Source organism: Weizmannia sp. WK01 (assembly GCF_025905465.1).
Taxonomy (GTDB): Bacteria; Bacillota; Bacilli; order Bacillales; family Bacillaceae_C; genus Weizmannia; species Weizmannia faecalis.
Genome location: NZ_CP109616.1, coordinates 872,718 through 891,796, shown reverse-complemented (window position 1 = coordinate 891,796; position 19,079 = coordinate 872,718). Strand labels below are relative to the sequence as shown.

Annotated in this window: 15 protein-coding genes; 8 read left to right on the top strand and 7 right to left on the bottom strand. The window is 46.6% G+C overall.

Annotation, left to right across the window (positions count from 1 at the left end):
- The first annotated feature begins 170 nt into the window (after window positions 1-170).
- Together OF158_RS04045 and OF158_RS04040 are read left to right on the top strand one after the other, a co-directional pair.
- Window positions 171-635 carry a bactofilin family protein gene (locus OF158_RS04045; RefSeq protein WP_225620968.1) on the top strand — a complete coding sequence of 155 codons (465 nt, stop codon included), beginning with the start codon at window positions 171-173 and terminating at the stop codon, window positions 633-635.
- A 17-nt stretch (window positions 636-652) separates the two neighbouring features.
- Window positions 653-1,414 carry a hypothetical protein gene (locus OF158_RS04040; RefSeq protein ID WP_225620967.1) on the top strand — a complete coding sequence of 254 codons (762 nt, stop codon included), beginning with the start codon at window positions 653-655 and terminating at the stop codon, window positions 1,412-1,414.
- 1,168 nt (window positions 1,415-2,582) lie between these two features.
- Here the strand turns inward: OF158_RS04040 and OF158_RS04035 are convergent.
- Window positions 2,583-3,977, bottom strand: coding sequence for an MATE family efflux transporter (locus tag OF158_RS04035; protein WP_035182314.1), 1,395 nt, complete (start codon window positions 3,975-3,977; stop codon window positions 2,583-2,585).
- Window positions 3,978-4,249: 272 nt separating this feature from the next.
- On the opposite strand from OF158_RS04035, the gene OF158_RS04030 reads away from it, so the two are divergent.
- Window positions 4,250-5,134, top strand: coding sequence for a 3-hydroxyacyl-CoA dehydrogenase (locus tag OF158_RS04030; RefSeq protein WP_225620966.1), 885 nt, complete (start codon window positions 4,250-4,252; stop codon window positions 5,132-5,134).
- Between the two features lie 189 nt (window positions 5,135-5,323).
- Here the strand turns inward: OF158_RS04030 and OF158_RS04025 are convergent, their stop codons facing one another.
- From OF158_RS04025 to OF158_RS04000, 6 genes are all read right to left on the bottom strand, one after another.
- Complete coding sequence (locus OF158_RS04025) at window positions 5,324-8,845, bottom strand: YhaN family protein (RefSeq protein WP_035182307.1); 3,522 nt, start codon at window positions 8,843-8,845, stop codon at window positions 5,324-5,326.
- On the bottom strand, window positions 8,842-10,116 hold the full coding sequence (locus OF158_RS04020; RefSeq protein WP_035182309.1) for a metallophosphoesterase family protein: 1,275 nt from the start codon (window positions 10,114-10,116) through the stop codon (window positions 8,842-8,844). The genes OF158_RS04025 and OF158_RS04020 overlap by 4 nt, the downstream gene beginning before the upstream one ends.
- Before the next feature lie 334 nt (window positions 10,117-10,450).
- Window positions 10,451-11,032, bottom strand: a complete 582-nt coding sequence (locus tag OF158_RS04015) for an NADPH-dependent FMN reductase (protein ID WP_014095957.1) — start codon at window positions 11,030-11,032, stop codon at window positions 10,451-10,453.
- A 264-nt stretch (window positions 11,033-11,296) separates the two neighbouring features.
- On the bottom strand, window positions 11,297-12,118 hold the full coding sequence (locus tag OF158_RS04010) for an aldo/keto reductase (RefSeq protein WP_035182318.1): 822 nt from the start codon (window positions 12,116-12,118) through the stop codon (window positions 11,297-11,299).
- Window positions 12,119-12,568: 450 nt separating this feature from the next.
- Window positions 12,569-13,744: an IS256 family transposase gene (locus OF158_RS04005; RefSeq protein WP_048339800.1), complete on the bottom strand. Its 1,176-nt coding sequence runs from the start codon at window positions 13,742-13,744 to the stop codon at window positions 12,569-12,571.
- 265 nt (window positions 13,745-14,009) lie between these two features.
- Complete coding sequence (locus OF158_RS04000; RefSeq protein ID WP_035182319.1) at window positions 14,010-14,759, bottom strand: alpha/beta hydrolase; 750 nt, start codon at window positions 14,757-14,759, stop codon at window positions 14,010-14,012.
- Between the two features lie 149 nt (window positions 14,760-14,908).
- Here OF158_RS04000 and OF158_RS03995 point away from each other — a divergent pair, with 149 nt between their 5' ends.
- The 5 genes from OF158_RS03995 (at window position 14,909) to OF158_RS03975 (ending at window position 18,961) form a co-directional block, all read left to right on the top strand.
- Window positions 14,909-15,211: a hypothetical protein gene (locus tag OF158_RS03995; protein ID WP_225620965.1), complete on the top strand. Its 303-nt coding sequence runs from the start codon at window positions 14,909-14,911 to the stop codon at window positions 15,209-15,211.
- Window positions 15,208-15,534 (top strand): spore coat protein, encoded by a 327-nt coding sequence (locus tag OF158_RS03990; RefSeq protein ID WP_225620964.1) that lies wholly within the window; start codon window positions 15,208-15,210, stop codon window positions 15,532-15,534. The genes OF158_RS03995 and OF158_RS03990 overlap by 4 nt, the downstream gene beginning before the upstream one ends.
- A 314-nt stretch (window positions 15,535-15,848) precedes the next feature.
- Window positions 15,849-16,808 (top strand): aldo/keto reductase, encoded by a 960-nt coding sequence (locus OF158_RS03985; protein ID WP_172653417.1) that lies wholly within the window; start codon window positions 15,849-15,851, stop codon window positions 16,806-16,808.
- 60 nt (window positions 16,809-16,868) lie between these two features.
- Complete coding sequence (locus OF158_RS03980; RefSeq protein ID WP_225620963.1) at window positions 16,869-18,524, top strand: class I SAM-dependent methyltransferase; 1,656 nt, start codon at window positions 16,869-16,871, stop codon at window positions 18,522-18,524.
- Window positions 18,521-18,961: a class I SAM-dependent methyltransferase gene (locus OF158_RS03975; protein WP_225620962.1), complete on the top strand. Its 441-nt coding sequence runs from the start codon at window positions 18,521-18,523 to the stop codon at window positions 18,959-18,961. The genes OF158_RS03980 and OF158_RS03975 overlap by 4 nt, the downstream gene beginning before the upstream one ends.
- Window positions 18,962-19,079 lie beyond the last annotated feature (118 nt).

The following is a 19,079-nucleotide window of genomic DNA, read 5'->3' as shown; positions in this document are numbered from 1 at the left end:
ATGGAAAAGGAACAGTGAATAGTGAAATCAAGTGTAAAAATTTGGAATAAAACGGAATAGCGGTTTTTAAAGGAAACATTGTTTCACAAAATGCCACGATCAATGGAACCGCAACCTTTCACGGCAGTCTCTCCAGTAAAAGCATGGAGGTTTCGGGATCGGCCAAGTTTTTGGATGATGTCCTGGCAGAAAATCTTCACGTATCCGGGAATGCAAAATTTGGCGGCAAAGTGAAAGGAACGGAAATCCTGCTTGAAGGGAATGTGTCTGTTGCCGGAGATTGTGAAGCCGAGGAAATCAACATCCACGGCACCGTCAAAATGGAAGGCGAACTGAATGCCGAAAAGATTGAAATGAACCCGTTGTGGCGCTGTTTTATCCGTGAAATGGGTGGGCAGCAGATCACGGTGAAAAAAGTCAATTCTATTTCAAGCTGGTTGAAGCCGTTTACGCCCACAGGCCTCACGGTTGACAGTATTGAAGGGGATGATATTGTGCTTGAAATGACGACAGCGAAAGTGGTGCGGGGCGCCCGTGTAAAAATCGGTCCAAAATGTGAAATTAATCTTGTGGAGTACAAGGATACGTTTGAAAAAGACAGCTCAGCGGTTGTGAAAGAATACCGGAAAATATAAAGAAAGGCGTGCAGAACATGGAGAGAAATCCTTTGATTGTGAATGATTCGGGCGCTTATGGCGGCGGATTGTACGGAAATGTAAAAGTGAACGGAGAAGCGGAAATTGTCGATGCGCTCGATTGTTTGAACTTGTCGATCCGCGGTACAAGCAAGGTAAGCGGCAATACAACCGCCAAAACGATTTCAGTTTTTGGCGAGGGGATATTTGCCGGCAGTGTAGAGGCAGAGAAATTGAAAGTTTCAGGCAGCTGCCGAATTGAACGGGATGCGGAAATCAAGACCAGCCTTGTACGCGGGGAGATGGAAATCGGCGGACGGTTCAGCACGGAAAAAGCAGAGATCAAAGGTTCGCTTGACGTCAAAGAAGATGTCGAAGCAGAGGCTTTTATTTTAAAAGGAAAGTTTCTAGTTGGCGGCCTGTTAAATGCGGAAGAAATTGAAATTGCGTTAAAGTATAGCAACAGCCGCGCGGGCGAAATCGGCGGGAAGAAAATTGACGTCCGCATGCAAGGCGGGCTTCCCGGCATGTTTGGAAAAAAGCGGCATCTATTGCACGCTGATATCATTGAAGGAGATCAAATCTATTTGGAATACACTGAAGCCGGCACGGTTCGCGGGGAAAATATCGAAATCGGCCCCGGCTGCAAGATCGGTTTAGTGGAGTACACGGGAACGCTGAACATTTCAAATGAGGCAGTGGTTGAAAAAACAAAAAACAGGAGCCCATTCTTAAACTGGGAGCTGAATTTGCTCCCTTTTTTGTCTCCCGCTGCCTGATGAAGACATTTTGGACGCGGATGTTTCGCGGCGCACAGGCATTTGGATTGGGGGCTGGGCCTAAGAAAGCGGAGGAAAAAGACAATCTTGACTTAGAACCCCTCTAATTGAACAAAAGCTCAACGCTCCCTGAATGTTTTGTCTAATTAGAAGGTCCAATTAGACAAAAGCTCCCCGACCGGCGTTCGTTTTGTCCAATTGGCTGACCTGCGGGAAGAAGCGAGAAAAAAGATATTCCGGCGTTGTCAAACTCGCTTTTGTTCCTCTTGAACCCTGCAGCCCAACCTGTTTCGCCCCCTATTCCGATCGCGGCCACTCCATTTTTTCCAAATAACGGAAGCCCCAACTTCTTGGCAATCCTGTTTTTTTCTTGAACGGCATGCTTCCCAAATAAAAAGGCAGTGCGATGAACGGGTACTTCATCGCACTGCCTTTAGTTTGGTATTACAGGGGACCCAACCATGCCGCATCCTGTATACATTTTCACATTCGGGGGGTAACTCCCCAATGTATGAATGGAGTTTTCAGCCTTTTCCCGGCTGCCGGAGTGTGATGTTATCAGGATGCCTGTCGTCGGCTCCGTGACAGATACAAATCGTTGTTAAGATTTGCTGCTTTTAAAGCTTGTGCCTTAAAAGATCCGTAACTGATCCGGCTTTCCTTTGCCTTACCATATTCTTTTGCCTGAAAGTTCATTGACATTTCATTTGACTGTTCAGCACTTTTTCTCATGAATGAATTGCTTTGCGGCCTTTTCCTTAGAAAACTTTCCTTAGAAAACTTTCATCGTCGGAAACTGGTTCCCCAATGGCTTTCATTCATTTACTCAAGTGCCTGGAGTTTCCATGATGCTTCAAATCACTTTTTCGGCAATCGTTTATGTTCCGGCAAAAGGTTTGCTTTTCAGCTGCCTGAACGGGCGGAGGGCATTCGCCAATTCCTTTTTAGTGAACCGGTTGTGCTCACCGTTCTGGGCTTTTCGAAATATACGCGTGAAGACGGAACCAATCGGGATGGTTGAGTCTCCTGCAATCCCAAACTGTAAGGGCTTTCCTTCCTTACACTTGCAGTATAGCATGGGCAGCCGAAAAAAGCTGTGTCGAAATTGTTGACGTTTTCACATTTTGAAAACTAAAAGCAGTGCGGACGATCGCACTGCTTTCCGTCGTTAAACCAGTTTATGCGCATACCATTTGGCACCTTTGAAGCGGTTCATAAAAATGAGCCCGCGCACACCCCATTCGGCAATCATCGCGACCCAGACGCCAATGATGCCAAAACCGAATGTAATCCCTAAAATATAGCCGAGTATGACCCGCAAAAGCCACATTGACAGCAGCGAAGCGACCGATGTAAATGTTGAGTCACCTGCTGCCCGGAGCACGGCCGGCATAATAAAACTTTGCGGCCATAACAGCGGCTGCCCAAACGCAGAAATCAGGACAATCGTAAAGATCGTCGGAATAATTGAGTCAGGCGGATTAAACAATTGCATCATGACAGGGAAAAACGGCAAAAGAACCGCTGTCGTTACAACATAAAGTAGCGAAGACAAAACAATAAACGACTTTGCAAATTTCCGTGCGTCATCGATATTCCGCCGACCCATGCATTGTCCGACAATCGTGACAATCGCAATGCTAAGCGCATTCGGTCCAATCTGGAAGAGCAGCGTGATTGAACTTGCGATCGCATTTTCCGTCAACGCCAATGTCCCAAGCTGCACAATAAATGTCTGTGTCAGCAGTTTCCCGCCGTTAAAAAAGATTTGTTCCGCCGCAAACGGGATCCCGATAAACATCACTTTCTTCAATAAAGAAAAGTCGAGGTGAAGCGCATTTTTAATTTTAAAACGAATCGTCTCATTGTACTTCATGACATAAAAAATGGAAGCGATCATGCCGAAAATTCTTGCACATAAAATGGATGTCACAAGGCCGACGACGCCCATATGAAAAATGGTAATAAATACAACATTGAGCACGGTATTCGTTAAGTTCATAAACAGCGACAAGCCAAGGCATGGCTTTGTTTCCCCGACGCCGCGCAAACCGCCCAGTACTGCCTGGAAAATCGCAATAAAAGGATAGGAGAGACAGCTGCCAATCAAATAAATTCTCGCATTATGAAAAACGGCTGCATCTGCTTTCCCGAACAGTAAATTGAGTGTCGGCGTGTTGAACACAATCACAAACACGGCAAGCACGACCGAAAAAATAGCAACAGCAGAAATGGCTTGTGTCGCGGTCTTTGACACCATTTCTTTATTGCCGATTCCTTTATACTGGGCAACAATCACCGTTCCACCGGTTGCGATCGCTATAAATACGTTGACAAGGAAAATATTCAATGAATCTACCATGTTTACGGCACTGACAGCACTGACGCCGGCAGAACTGATCATCGCCGTATTTAGAAAACTCATTAAGATCAAAAACGTCTGATCCACCAAAATTGGGATAATAATGCCAATAACTTCCCGATAATCTATAGAATCCCCCGTTAAATATCTGTTCAGGTAAAAAGTAGACTTCTGCTTGAGTTTGACAGCTTTGATTTCCATAAGACCTCTCTTCTTCATTTTGCGGGCTTTTTCATCCGTTCTTTTGAATGCAACCCATATTATATCACCTTGATAAAAAGAGTAAAGCTTTTTCGCCTGGCGAAATTTACGATTTTGTGAATAGCAGGTAACCCGGAAAACAAGCGCCAGCAAGCCAAATGAGGCCTGAAAAACTGTATTTTTCCATCGGTAGCTATTCAATTTTTGACGCTTCATTTCCATGGTGATACGATAGACATGTAAGGGGTTACATAAATGGGGAAGGGTGTATGATGATGGACTTTCAAAATATCACCATTGCAGGGAGCGGCGTACTCGGAAGCCAAATTGCCTATCAAACGGCTTTTAAAGGCTTTGGTGTATACGTTTATGATATTTCTGCCGAGGCAATCGAACAGGCAAAAGAAAGAATTTCCGGGTTGAAGGCCCGGTACCAGAAAGATCTTGGTGCAACAGAGCAAGAAGTGAATGAAGCCTATCATAGAATTTCTTTTTCTGATGATCTGGGGCAAGCTGTAGCCAATGCCGATCTGGTCATTGAGGCCATTCCAGAAGTGGTTTCCATTAAAAAGGATTTTTACCAAAAGCTTGGAAAATTAGCACCGGAAAAAACGGTCTTTGCCACGAACTCCTCGACCCTGCTGCCAAGCCAGTTTGCAGAAGCAACCGGCCGCCCGGAAAAATTTCTGGCGCTCCATTTTGCCAATGAAATTTGGAAAAACAATACAGCAGAAGTCATGAAACATCCTGGCACAGATGAAAAAGTGTTTCAGGATGTGATCGCATTCGCAGAGGCAATTGGCATGGTAGCGCTGCCCTTGCACAAAGAGCAGCCGGGCTATATTCTGAACTCATTACTCGTACCGCTGTTGGAAGCAGCCCAAATGCTACTGGTAAAAGGGGTTGCCGATCCGGAAACGATTGACAAAACATGGCGCATTGCAACAGGCGCCCCGGCTGGACCATTCCAAATTCTGGATGTTGTCGGCATCAACACCGCCTACAATATCAGTTTGGCAAAAGCAGAAGCTACCGGCGATGAGCTGTATAAAAAAATTGCAGACTTGCTGAAAACGGAATACATTGACAAAGGTAAACTCGGAAAAGAAACAGGAGAAGGGCTTTTACAAATATCCTTCCACCGAATCCTGATGTAAAAGAAGGACCCGCACAAAGCGGGGCCTTTTTTATTTTGTCTTGCTTTTATAGTGATCCCGAAAAAACTTAATTCAAAAGCCACAGCCATAGATAGATAGAAAAGAATCAACCTGTATCTGGTAAACATTGCAGCACTTGCTGAATGGGCCGGATCCAAAGCCAAAACGGATTTGTTCGACACGCCCTGTTTAATGCACGGCAATTTTCTGCCCATGGAAGGCCAAATATTGGACGGCTTCCGGCGGGGCGATTTCCTGCATCATGTCGACAAGGCGCTGATGATGCGTGAAAAAGATGATTTGCGTGCAGCTGGAAAGTTCGAGCAATACTTTCAATGTTTCTTTTGAACGTTCATCGTCAAAATGAACGAGGATATCATCGACAATGAACGGTAGCGGCTCGTTTTCAGCTGCGTATTTTTCAATGCTCGCAAGGCGTAAGGACAGATACAGCTGGTCGGTCGTCCCGTCGCTCATCCCGTTCAGCGGCACATTCTCCCCGCCGCGCACGCCCATTAAAACAGGCTCGTCCTGCTCGTTGTAATCCACCGCCAACCCGTCAAAAGAATGAAGTGTCAGCCGCGCAAAAATGTCACCCGCACGATTTAAAATCGGATTTTGATTTTGGCTCCGGTAAAATTCAATCCCCTTTTGCAGCAAAGCGGCAGCGAGTTTCAACTGGATATATTGCTCCGTCAAACTGGCGATTTGCGCATGCACGCTTTCCCTTTCCTGGCCGGCTTCAATGGCTGTCATGTTGGCGCCGCGAATCTGTTCTTCGTATTCTTTTTTGACCGCCCCATATTCCTGCTCCACCTCGGAACGCGAGGCTTCCAAACGGTCAAGTTCACGCCCGGTTTCCGCCAAATCGGCGTCAATCGAATCTGCATCAAACCGGGCCGCCTCATCAAGCAATTCCTGCAGTGATTTACCGGCACCCGCATCCAGCATGTCCGCTTCGATTTGCCGGATTTCTTTTTCAAAACTTTTTTTCAGCAGGAAAGCTGTTTCAATTTGCTTTAGTTCTTCGATTGTGCTGCAGCCTGCCTGTTGGAAAAGTTCTGTTAAAACCGCTTCAGCTGCTTCCAGTGCTTCTGTTTCTTCTTTTCTCTCATTCTCCAAGTCTTCTAAACGGCGTTTGAGCTTTTTCAAAGCGGCATCGTCCTGTTTGGCATTTTGCAGCAGCTGATACATCCGGTTTACGGCAACAGCGGCATTCTCCCCGTTCAATGGAAGTTGGGCCGTTTCAAGGATATGCTGCACTTTTTCTTCAAAGCGCGCCATTTTTTCAGTAACGGCTTGCTGCTCTTTTTCAGTCTGGTTGTATGCATCATAGAGTTGCATACATGTTTCATAGCGGGCGAGCAGGGATTCAGCAACCGCCGGCGGCACCTCTTCCAATATTGCCGTGCCCGCGACAGCCGAAGACCAATTTGCCAGCCATGCTTCGCGTTTCTTCCCGATTTCCGCTTTCTCCGTTTGCATCTCTTCCCGTTTTTCTTTTAAATCGCGGATAGCCGTTTCGAGGCTGTCCTTCTTTGCGGCAAGATTGCGGACTCGTTTCAATTCGTTTTCTGCAAGACTTACCAGTTCCGCAAGCGGCTGCCCTTCTGAAACGGCGGCAAATGTTTTCAGCACGGCAGATAGCGCATTGCAGCAGTCCGCACGGCTATCATGGAGCGCGCGCATTTTATCTTGCTCCTTCTCATAATCCTGCATCAAGCTTTTAATTTGCGCGTGTTTTTGCAGCCATTCCCGCATCTCTCCAGGCGTAAGCGGACGGATTTGCGCCGGCGCCCAAAGATTTTGCCAGCCGGATTCCCACGCACGCAAAGCTTCTTCAAGTCCGGATTTCTCTTTTTCAAGCTGTTCCTTTTTCCCGCGGAACTTTCTAATATCGGCTAAAAGTTTATTCTTCTCGCCGACTTTTTCCGCTTCCAGCCGCATCGTATCCGCAATCTGGTCAGCTTCAAGGACATGTTTCTCATAAACCGACGCGGCCGGCTCTCCCTTTGTATATGTTTCAGCCGTTTCAAGCCAATGGCCGGTTTCAAGTTTGGTGCGTATCAGCTGCCAGCCGGCATCCCTTAAGGCACGGACGGCCGACAGCTTTTCTTCGGACGGGATCTCGGCAATGGAATCAAGCCGGCGGATGCTTTCTTCTGAAGCTTCGATGTCCTCTTTCAACCGGGAAATCCGGCTTTGCACCGAATCCAGCTGCCGCGTCAATTGCTCCGCTTCTTTTTCAAACTTTTTCACCGTTTCTTCCAAACCGGGCACCGGAAGTTTGACAAGTTCTTCCGCCTCGCCATCCCATAACGGCAAAGCACGAACGGCTTCTTCCACTTGCCGCTGTTTTTGCCGGCATTCCGCGGCCAGCTCGTGTATCGCCGCTTCCACGTCCCCTGCACGGTTCACCTTTGCCAGGACGGCTTCCAGTTTTTCCACGTCCGGCAGATCAGGCAAGGCAGCCAATTCTTCCAGCTTCTTTGCCAGCTCTTTTTCCAGTTTTTCGCCTTCCCGTTTCAATGATTCATAAGCCTGGTCGAGCAACGGCTTTTGCTTGCAAAGCTCGCGGATCATTTCTTTTTGGGCGGAAGGCAGCCGGTAAAGTTCTATATTTTCAACGGCTGCACGGCCCGGGTCGATCTCCTTCATAACGGACATCAATTGGGCTTGGAGCTGCTGCTTTTTCCCTTCGAGCTCAGGCAACATTTTTTCATCGTCTTCGTACTGTTGCACTTGGCGGTAAAGGGCTGTAATCGCGGCAGCCTGTTCTAAAATGTGTTCCGGAATGCTGATTTCTTTCATTTCCGCTTCGGTGCCCGCCAGTTGCCGGGAAATTTTGTCCAAGTTTGCCCGGGAAGCGTTCCATTTGTTTTCCGCTTCGGCACGGACTTCGGCAATATTATCTGGAAGATCCGGGACATCGCCGAGCGCTTCCAATTTTTGCAAAAGGTTTTTCCGGTTTGCGATCTTCGGCAAAATCCATTTGACCCGTTGCAGCTGTTCTTTTTGGCTGCGCAGCGTCTTTATTTTTGCGGTGAGGGCGCCGAGTTCTTTTTCCAACTCCCGGTAACGCGCCTCGAAAGCTTTCCATGCCTGTACTTTCAACTGCTGCTCATTGATTTTTTTCGAAAGCTCTTTTTCCCGCTTGAGCAGCTTATTTAATTCAGGGACGGAACCGGTTTTTTTGTACAGTGCGCCTGCCTGTTTGTCAAAGTTCTCGAGAACCCGGCGCAGCACATTGATGCCCGAAGCGGCGGTGAAAAAACTTTCCCCGGCATTGCCCCCGCTTTCCAAAAGGCTTTCGCCGCCTTCACGAAGACGGACATGGTCAAGGGCAAACATATTTAAAAACTGGGATTCCGGCATATGGTTTAAAAAGGCCGCGACCGTATTTTCCGGGACCGGGTTGCCGTCCGGGTCAAGTGCCGTATTCTTTTTCCCTTTTCTGCGGGTAAACTGCAAGGCTTCCCCTTTTGTGTTGCGCAAAAGCCCTTCAATTCTTAATTTCGTATTGCCATGGAGGAAAGCGTCGTTCGTTTTTTGCGGAAATCCGTATAAAAAATGCGTAATCGAGCGGAGTGTTGTGCTTTTTCCGGCTTCGTTCGGCCCGAACAGCAGATGGAAGTTTTTCTCCGGATCAAAGGAAAGCATCTGGTCAGTAAAATGCCCGTAAGCAAGCAGGTTCAAATAATCAAATCTCATGCCTTTTCCGCCCCCGTTTCCGTTAAGGAATAAAGAATGAAGTCTTCCACATCTTTTATCCGCTTTTTGACGAGGCCCGGGTTGGAAAAATCAAACCCGTCTTCCCCTTCTTTCAGTTCATGCGGAATGGCCTGGCGGATATCGCTGAACTCATCCAGCAGCGCTTCAAGCATCTCTTCATTTTCGGCCGTGCTGCGGATAAATTTTAGCACCGTCCCGATTGGCGACTGTTCATCGGAAAAGGCATCGGCATCGTTCAGTCCTGTTGTTTTGATTTTTACTTTCTCCACCCAGATTTCACCGAAACCTGTCTCAAGCGCAATGGAACGCAGCTGGTTCAAGAGGAGGTCTTTTTTTGCAATCAGTTCCCTGTGCATTTTCGTTGCGCCGGCCAATTCAAAACGCACCGCCAAGTAACGCCCGTCTGCTTCCCCGTATGCCTTTTCAAGCGCACTGCGGGCCGCGTCCATGAGCCCGTCCATCGTTTCGATGTCGCCCATATCAACCGGGCATAATGTCCAGCGCAACACATCAAGCGGGATGGGTTCCATCTTTTCAATCGTATCGTCTTTTACTTCCACATAGGTGCAGCCCTTTTCTCCTGTCTCCCGGATATGCCGTCCCTGGATATTTCCCGGGAACAAAATCACCGGATCATGCGGATGGAGCAATTCCCGCATATGGATATGGCCGAGCGCCCAATAATCATACTGCTTCTCCATCATATCTTCTATCGTGCACGGCGCGTAATTTTCATGCCCTTCACGCCCCGTCGCGCTTGTATGTAAAATGCCGATATTGAAATAGCCTTCTTTTTTCGGCGGATAGTTCTTCACAAGATTTTCTTCCACTGCCCGTTGTGCAAAACCTTGCCCGTGAATGGCGACGCCAAGTGCATCAAGGGTAACCGTTTCCGGCGCTTTGACCGGAAATTCGTGCACATTGGCCGGCAGTTTCAGAGATTTCGTCATCAAATTGGCCGCATCATGGTTGCCGCGGATGAGGAAAACAGGAATGCCTTCTTTCTGCAGGCGCACCATCTGGCTTGTGAAAAAGAGGCCGGTATTGTAATCTTTCCAGTTGCCGTCATACAAATCGCCGGCAATGATGAGAAAATGGACTTGCCGTTCAATCGCCGCATCCACCAAATTTTTAAATGCTTCACGGGTTGCACCGCGGATTTTTTCCACTGGTGCTCCCTCGTATTGCTCCAGGCCGGCCAAAGGGCTGTCCAAATGAATATCAGCCGCATGGATAAATGAAAAAGACAAGGCACTCCCTCCCGAATTTAAAAACGAGAACATTTATTTGCTATTTTCATTTTACATGGACAGGGAGGGAATGATCAAGAGAAAAACCGTTTTTCTGAAAAATTTTTATATTTCGGTAGGTTTTTTTGCAAGTCGTTGTAGTTTAAACAGAGGAGTTACGCCCGGCCGATTCCCAGTTTATATTGAATATCGTTCACCAGTTTTTGGTATCTTTTTTCTTCCCGGAGAGCTGCAAAAACGGGATTTTCCTTTACTCTCCTACCACCTGCATCAGAAAAGGGCGGACAGTTTTAGCTGTCCGCCCTTTTCTGAATCGTCCGGTACGTGCGCGGCTTTAATCACGGGAGATGTACGCTGCTTCTTTTGCTTCTTTTGCTTCTTTTATTTTTGCATACGTTTCCGTAAGCATGACGGTGTCCTCCACAAGCCGGCTGATGCGCAAGAGGACGTCTTCATTGACAATTTCTTTCTGGTAAAAATCTTTTTCCTCTATAAAAACATAAGACTGGACAATTTGTGCCCGCATGTAAGACAAAATCGGCTTGATCTGCTGCTCGGCAATCAAATAATGTTTCGGTGAGCCGGCCGTGACAATGATGCTTGCCACCTTATCCCGAAGTGATTTTTCGGGCAGCAGGTCAAACACATTTTTCAATGTCGCCGGAATCGATGCCTGGAAAACCGGCGTGCCGATGATAAGCGCATCCGCGTCCATGACAGTTTGCGCCACAAATTTGGTATCCCCTTCGTAATCCATATAATGGCGCCCGTCGCTGAACTGCACATCGTAATCCGCCAGATCAAGGAGCGTGACTTCCGCGTTTGGATATTTCCCACGGATCACGTTTACCGCGTAGTTCATCGCTGTTCTTGTTTTCGAGCCGACTCGCGAGCCCGAAAGTGCAACAATCTTCATTTATGCTCCCCCTGGTTCTTTGCTGTATATTTTTCAATGCCGGTAAAAAGTCCGCCGATTTCTCTATTTTTTCAAACAGCCTGTGCCGGCCGGGATTGACAGACTGCCGGCGTTATTGCTGTTATACCTTTTCTGTAAACTGCTGCTTTGTTCTTTTGTAACTATTATAATATGAAAAAAGAACGGTTGCACTTAATCGCGCTTCGGAATCGGCTCCGGTACATTTCAAAAGGCTGTCCAAATGAACAGCCTTTTTCTTTCCGTTTATTTTTCTGTCTCTTTCAACTGATCGAGATATTGCATGTCTTCACTGGAAATTTCAAAGTCTACGTCCGCATTTTGCAGGATAAATGCCTCATGCGTCGATTTTGGGAGTGGCAGCACGCCTTTTTGCAAGCAGTAACGGATGCAAACTTGCGGAAGTGTTTTGCCGTATTTGTCTGCAATTTTTTGTATCTCGGTGTTTTCCAGAATTTTTCCAGTAGCAAGCGGCGAATAGGCCTCAACCAGAATGCCATTGTCCTGGCAGAATGCTGTCACATCTTCCTGTGTATGTCCAATGAAGTAACGGATTTGATTGACCATCGGCTTGATTTTTGCATTTTCCATCACGGCTTTCAGGTCGGAAACGCTGAAATTGGAAACGCCAATTGCCCGGCAGCGCCCGCTTTCATAGATCTCCTCCATCGCTTTCCAAACTTCAATATTTTCTTTCGTGTAATCGGCCCCCTTTTCGCTCCACGGCCACGGGGCATGAATCAGATAAAGGTCGAGCTGCTCAAGGCCAAGATTTTCCATTGTTTCGTCAAATGTTTTCAGCGCTTTGTCATACGACTTGATTTCCGCCGGCAGCTTGGACGTGACAAAAATGTCGCGCCGGTCAATGCCGGAATCCCGCACTGCTTTGCCGACACTTTCTTCATTATGGTAAGCATAGGCGGTATCAATGTGGCGATAGCCGTTTTTTAAAGCAAAAGATACGGCATGGTAAGTGGTTTCGCCATTCGGGACTTGCCATGTACCAAGGCCGATTTTCGGGATCGCCACCCCATTTTCCAATACAAAAGTTTCATGTAGACTTGACATATACATTCCTCCCAATTTTACAAAAATGGTTTATACTACAGCACCGGCCGTTTCGGTTGCAGCCTATGTGAAGAAACTACGATTTTTTTGCGTGCTTTCTTTACATAAACGCGCTCTATGTTAAGGAACATCAATTTTTTTGCGCGTTTCCTTCACGTAGGCGCACTCTATGTTAAGAAACGGCGATTTTCTTGCACCCTTTCTTAACATAGGCGGCTTCTACGTTAAGGAACAACACCTTTTTTCCTCGCTTCCTTCACGTAGACGAGTCAAGTCCAGGTTATTGTGTAAATTTATGGGCAAATGTTTTCAACCACCCTTTCATTTTTTCGGCTTAACTTCCATGGATTTTTTTCTTCATCTCCGGGAAGGGATGTCAAATGCCTTTCAATTTGACATCCCTTCCCGGAGATGAAATCATCCATGATGGAAGTTAAGCTGAAAATGCTGCTAACTATTCTTTCCCATAAGTGACTTCCTCTTCGAGTATTCTGTATCTTGATACTGCATTAAAACGGCACCAACCAAACGAAAAGCAGATTGGGTATTAGGAAAAATGCGAATGACCCTTTCCCTTCTACGAACCTCTTGGTTAAGCCGCTCGAGGGAATTAGTACTCCGTATGTGCATACGGATATTCTCAGGAAAGTTCATGTATTGGATAGTATCTTCAAAACCTTCATCTAAAATGGCCAGGGCTTTTTCAAATCTTGCTTCTGTACCAAATTTGTTTATTAATTCATCTTTAAACTTGCGTATGTCCTCAATCGTAACGGCCTCAAACACGCGCTTAATCATCACCCGGATTTCTGCAGTATCTTTTTTGGGCAGTTTTTCAATGATATTGCGTTTAAAATGAACATTGCACCTTTGCCAAGCAGTGCCAATGAATTCCCGTTGTATTGCTTTCTGAAGGCCCGTGTGAGCATCGGAAATAACGAGTTTTGGTGATTGGAGTCCACGTGATTTAAGTTGTTTAAAAAATGAACTCCAACTCTCCAAACTTTCTGCATGGTCAACGCTTAAACCCAGTATTTCACGTGTATTCTTCTCTGTAATGGCAGTCGCAATATAAACAGCCTTTGATATGACCTTATGGTGCTCCCGTACTTTTATATACATGGCGTCCACAAACACATAAGGGTAGTAGGTTGTATTCAACGGTCTCTCGGCCCAAGCATTCACAATGGGATCCAGTTTTTGCGTAAGGGAAGAGACAAACGACTTGGATACATTCTTACCGCAAAGCTGTTCTACGACATTTGTGACCTTACGGGTAGAGACGCCATTGATGACCATCTCCAACATTGAAAGGACGAAAGCTTGGTCACATCTGGCATACTTTTCAAATAAGGTAGTTGAGAATTCGCCATTACGTGTCCGGGGAACTTTTAATGTAACATTGCCGATGCTCATCAACAGCTCGCGTTCATAGTAACCGTTCCGGTAATCCCGGCGTTCAACAGCGCGTTCATAAGGGCTCGTTTTTAAATAGTCATCCCTTTCCTTTTCCATAAACTCGTTTAACACGAGGACAACCGCTGATTTAATTACCGCGTCAAGATCTGAAGTCATGATGGCTTCTTTTAAAACATCCAAATTTAGGTTAAACTGTAAGTGAGTCATTTTATCTCCTCTTTTCATTGTTTATTGTTGTTGAAAACAGTGTTGCCAAGAGTTGATAAAATGACTCCTTCTTTTTACACAATTATACGGACTTAATCCGTAGACGCACTCTACGTGAAGGAACATCGATTTTTGCGCCAGCTTTCTTTACATAGACGGACTCTGCGCGCGTGGTAAAGCACCAAAAACATGAAAATTCTGATTTTCTTGAACCCTTTTCTGAGCCATCAAGAACCGTTTTCCCGGACCGTCAAATTCCCCTCAATTAAGCATTAGCCGGAAACTGGCCGAGCACTTTATGAAGCCAGGAAACGCTTAGGCCAAACCATTTTTCAACATCTGCATCCACATTTGCTTTTAATCCGTTTGAAGTGTGGGGTTTGGCGAGCGACAGCCCGTGCTTGCCTTTTTGAAAAATATGCGACTCGAATGGAATGCCGTGCACATTCAACGCCTGCAAGAAGGCAATCGAGTTTTCAATCGGCACGGTTTGGTCTTCAAAAGTTGAAAACAGAAAGACCGGCGGCGTTTCGGCAGTCACTTCCTTGTCAACAGACGGCACCGGAAAAGCAAGGCTTTCGCTCATCGAATCCAAAATACATGGGTAGCCTAAAATCAAGGCATTAGGCTTATTTTTTCCGATCGTACCAAGTGCAGCGGCAAGATGCCCTCCTGCAGAAAAACCGGCAACCGCAATTTTTTCAGGGTCGGTATGCCAGTCTTCCGCATGCGCGCGGATCATCGCAATCGCTTCTTCCGCATCTTGTAAAGCCGCTTCAAACCGGAATGTTTCCCCGACCGAGTAGCGAAGTACAAACGCGTTGAATCCTTCCGCCAAATATGCCATCGCAACCGGTTCAGCTTCCCTGTCCGAAGTAAACCGGTAGGCGCCACCGGGAAAAATAAGCACAACCGGGCGCGCCTCGATATTGCTGAACTCGGGGGATCCGTCCAGTACGTACGCCGTCAGTTCAGCATTCTGATGCGCCTTTAAATGTAAAGTTTCTGTCTTCACAACGCTCTCCTCCTTCTGCCCATTTCCGGGACGGCTTTATTTTTACAGTAGCACCGGAAATTACAAAAAACAATGAAAACGTTCCTGTATATCCTGCCCCGTTTAAAACAAAATAAGATTGGTTTAAAAAATGAAGTGGAGGTTGAATCATGAAATTAGCCGCACATGAACTGTACGATTTAAATGAACTGGCGATGAGCTGTGTCAACTCGATTACGAACATGGCTTATATGCTCCAGCATGTCCAGGATCCGGCATTCAAAAAAATTCTTGAAAAGCATTTTCCGCTCCATATCCGGGACTATAACATGAAAGTCGAATTTTTAAACAAAGCTGAAGGGGCAAAAAAAGAATTGCCGTTGTTAAAAGAAAATCAAGAGATCTCCAATATGGCACTGCAAATGGCCCCACCGGCTGTCCCGTCCAGCCGCGGACGATGGTTGAAGATATGAACGACCGTGAAATGGCAACTGCGTATCTGTTAACGCTGAAACGGGCCGGGCGGGAATATGCATGGGCGGCGATGGAAATGGCAAATCCTGAAATCCGGTCGTTTTGCCAGACTGCCTTTATGATGAGCTGCGCCCACGCCTATGACATGTGGCAGTATATGGCATCAAAAGGCTACTATCCGGTTGACCAGGCAGAATCTGTGGATACGGCAAAAATCGGCGCCATGTACCAAGTTGTTCCGGAAAACCAGCCGCAAATCCAGCAGTACATGGCACAGTCCCAGAACCCAACTGCCGGAGACAGCGGGCAATTGTATCAATAATGGCTTCATTCCGGTGAGCCCGGGGTATCAGTGAGTAGCCTATTGCAGAAGCAGCTGCTTCTGCAATAGGCTTATTTGTCTATCGTTTAAAACCAACTTACATAACAAAAAGAAGAGAAAGGCATTTGATTTTATCTCTAAGTCAATTCCTTGAACTCCTCCCCTTTTGCCGCCCATAATGTATTTGTGGAGCTTATGTCCAATTGGAACACCTAACGGGACAGTTCTTCCGCGGCGGCAGGGGCTTTTGTCCAATTAGAACCGCTAACGGGGCAATCCTCTCAAAAAAATTATGACAAAAGGCGGCGAATTTGATGAAAATGGTACAAATGCAAAATGACAAAATTCCTCCGATTGCGCTTGGGACCTGGTCATGGGGCACCGGCGCAAACGGCGGGGATACCGTATTTGGTAATCACCTTACAGCAGCTGATCTGAAACCGGTGTTTGATGCAGCAATGGATGCTGGGCTGAACTTATGGGATACAGCTGCTGTATACGGAATGGGCGCTTCCGAAACGATTCTGGGTCGTTTTATCCGTGAGCGCGGGGACGCCCTGATCTCCACAAAATTTACCCCTGGCGGCGAACAGGACGACAATGCGGTGGAAGCGTTTCTGGAAGGCAGCCTTGAGCGACTTGGTGTGGATCATGTTGATCTTTACTGGATCCACAACCCGGGCGATGTAAAAAGATGGACCCCGAAGCTGATTCCACTGATGAAAAGCGGAAAAATAAAGCATGTCGGCGTTTCCAATCACAATCTGGAGGAAATCAAGCTGGCTGCCGATATTTTAGCAGCGGAAGGGCTGAAACTTTCTGCCGTGCAAAACCATTACAGCCTGCTGTACCGCTCTTCAGAAGAAGCCGGGATTCTAGATTACTGCAATCAAAACGGCATTCTGTTCTTCCCTTATATGGTACTCGAACAGGGGGCGTTAACTGGAAAATACGGACCGCAAAACCCATTCCCTGCCGGCACGAGGCGAGGCGATGCATTTACTCCGGATGTGCTTAGCAAACTGGAAGATTTAATCCGGGTGATGAAAAAAATCGGCAGCAAATACGAAACAGGCCCGGCACAAATCACAATCGCATGGGCCATTGCGAAGGGAACGGTGCCGATTATCGGCGTAACAAAGGTTTCGCAAATTGAAGACGCCGTTTCGGCCGCTGAAGTCCATTTGACAGAACAGGAAATCCGCGAACTGGAAGCGGCGGCAAAAGCAACCGGTGTGGAAATTAAGGGCGCCTGGGAAAAACCGATGCACTAAAGCAACAGGGGCTGATATATCAGCCCCTGTTTTTCATCAAAAACGAAGGGAATGGCTGATTTGTTATCTTCACTGAAACTGATCGCAAAAGCAAAAGCGGGAAATACGGATATTCTCCACGAACATAAATGGCTTTCATACTTGTACCGTACAGACGAAAAAAATGTGAACCTCGAACAAGTCGAATCATTGGAAAACCTTGAACCGAATCCGGTCCTGCACTATGTTGAAAAAACGCTAGCCATATTGGACCGCTGTTATGCAGACTTGCCCGCATCTGAAAAAGAAATCATTGAGGAAGTTTTAAGATGGAGCGAGGTGGCAAAATGCGGGTCTGCCCAAAAGCGGGAAGAATGGCGCAGGCGCGGTTTTCAATTGCGTATCCATAATATCGGATCAGCGCGGATTTATGCCCATGAACAAATGGCGGTTCCATTCGGGCAGCGTCATTTGCAAAAAGAAGACCTGATCTATACGCTCATCCTGACCCACGGCCTTGTCGGGCAGTTTATCAGGGGAGAAGTCCGCTACCGCCAGCTGTATCCTCTAATTGATTGGATCCAAAGCCACCGGTCATCTTTAAAATGGGATATCAAACGCATTTTGCTTGCCCTCAATCACTGTATTATTGAAGGGGTATCCCCCGCTATATGGGAAAAAGTCCGTGCAGAAACTTCACAAATCATAAGCTGGATTGCCGCGGGAGAAAAAAGCCGGGAGCATTCCCTTAAAGAACGGCTCAGGCGATTAAGAGAAAGTTCCATCCAAAAAGGCGAGGACTTTGAGGCTTTATACACAAAATGGTTCAGCAACCGGGAACTTGCCAGTATGTTTCACTTACTTTTCCAGAAAACGGATATTTGGTATGTGGAATCCGCACTGCAGGATTTTTCTTTTGAGGAATTCCTGAAAATTTTTCTTCTCGTCTATCAGAAAACAAACCCGCTTACCGTTGAGCAAATCAGTTTTGAGCCGTTGATGAAAGATATCTATTATGATTACAAAGGGAAAAAATCGGTTAATTTGTATAAAAAAAGAATTATAGAAGCATATTTAAAAGCTTGTCCGCTAGCAGGCCTGATCAGCGGAGATACGCAGCCGAACGAACATGTTACGCTTGAACTCATTCCGTTCGATTCATTGGGCAGTGCAACCGGCGTCAATTTTACTTTTTCCAAACCCGGGGAAAAGCTCATCGCATTTTGCCAGGAAGCAGAAAAGTCCCCTCTCTATGAACGTTCCATACTCTTGTTGTACGATTTTTTCGGATTCCGTAAAGATGCGTTTGACAGGCTGCAAAATGAACAGCATTATTTGGCAGACATGAACAATGCCGAAGACCATAAAAAGATCATCGCAGACTTTGCAAAAGGAACGGTCATGATTGATGTTGGCGCAGGGGGCGGGATCATGCTCGATCTCCTGTCCGAAAAGCACCCGGATGCCGACATTACGGGGATCGATATTTCGACCAATGTCATTCAAGAACTGGAGAGAAAAAAGGTCCGTGAACGGAAAAGCTGGAAGGTGAAACAGGCAGATGCGCTCAAACTTTCATCTTATTTTGAGTTAGAGAGCGCTGATACAATTATATTTTCATCTATTTTGCATGAAATGTATTCCTATATCCCTTTTCACGGCCGGACATATAACCCGGATGTCGTAAAAGCGGCTTTAAAAAGCGCCTTTGCCGTGCTGAAACCGGGTGGCGCATGATCATCCGCGACGGCATTATGACGGAGCCAAAAGACCTGATCCGGTTATTAGCATTCCGCGATCCGGACGGCTTCCGCTTTTTCACTAGATATGTTGAAGATTTTAAAGGCAGAAAAATTGATTACGAGATTACAGAGGATAATAAGATCAAACTCCCGGTAAATGACCTGATGGAATTTCTATATACTTATACATGGGGGGAGGAAGCTTATCCGCATGAAGTCCAGGAACAATTCGGATACTTCACCCCATCTGAATATCGGAAAGTGATTGAAGAAACGCTCGGCAGCAGGGCAAACATCATTTGTTTCCGCCACTATCTTCAAGAAGGCTACAGCACGCACCTGCTTCCGAAAGTCAAAGTAATGGACGAGAGCGGAAAAGAAACCGCACTCCCGGACAGCACCTGTTTCATTGTCATTGAAAAGGCGGAATAAGCCTTCATCCGGGCTGCTCCGCGAGAAGAGGCTGTTTCAAGCAGCCTCTTTGCATCCTTCTGTTTTTTACCTAACCTATTCCATTTTACCGATAAAACATACTTTACAACTAGGATTA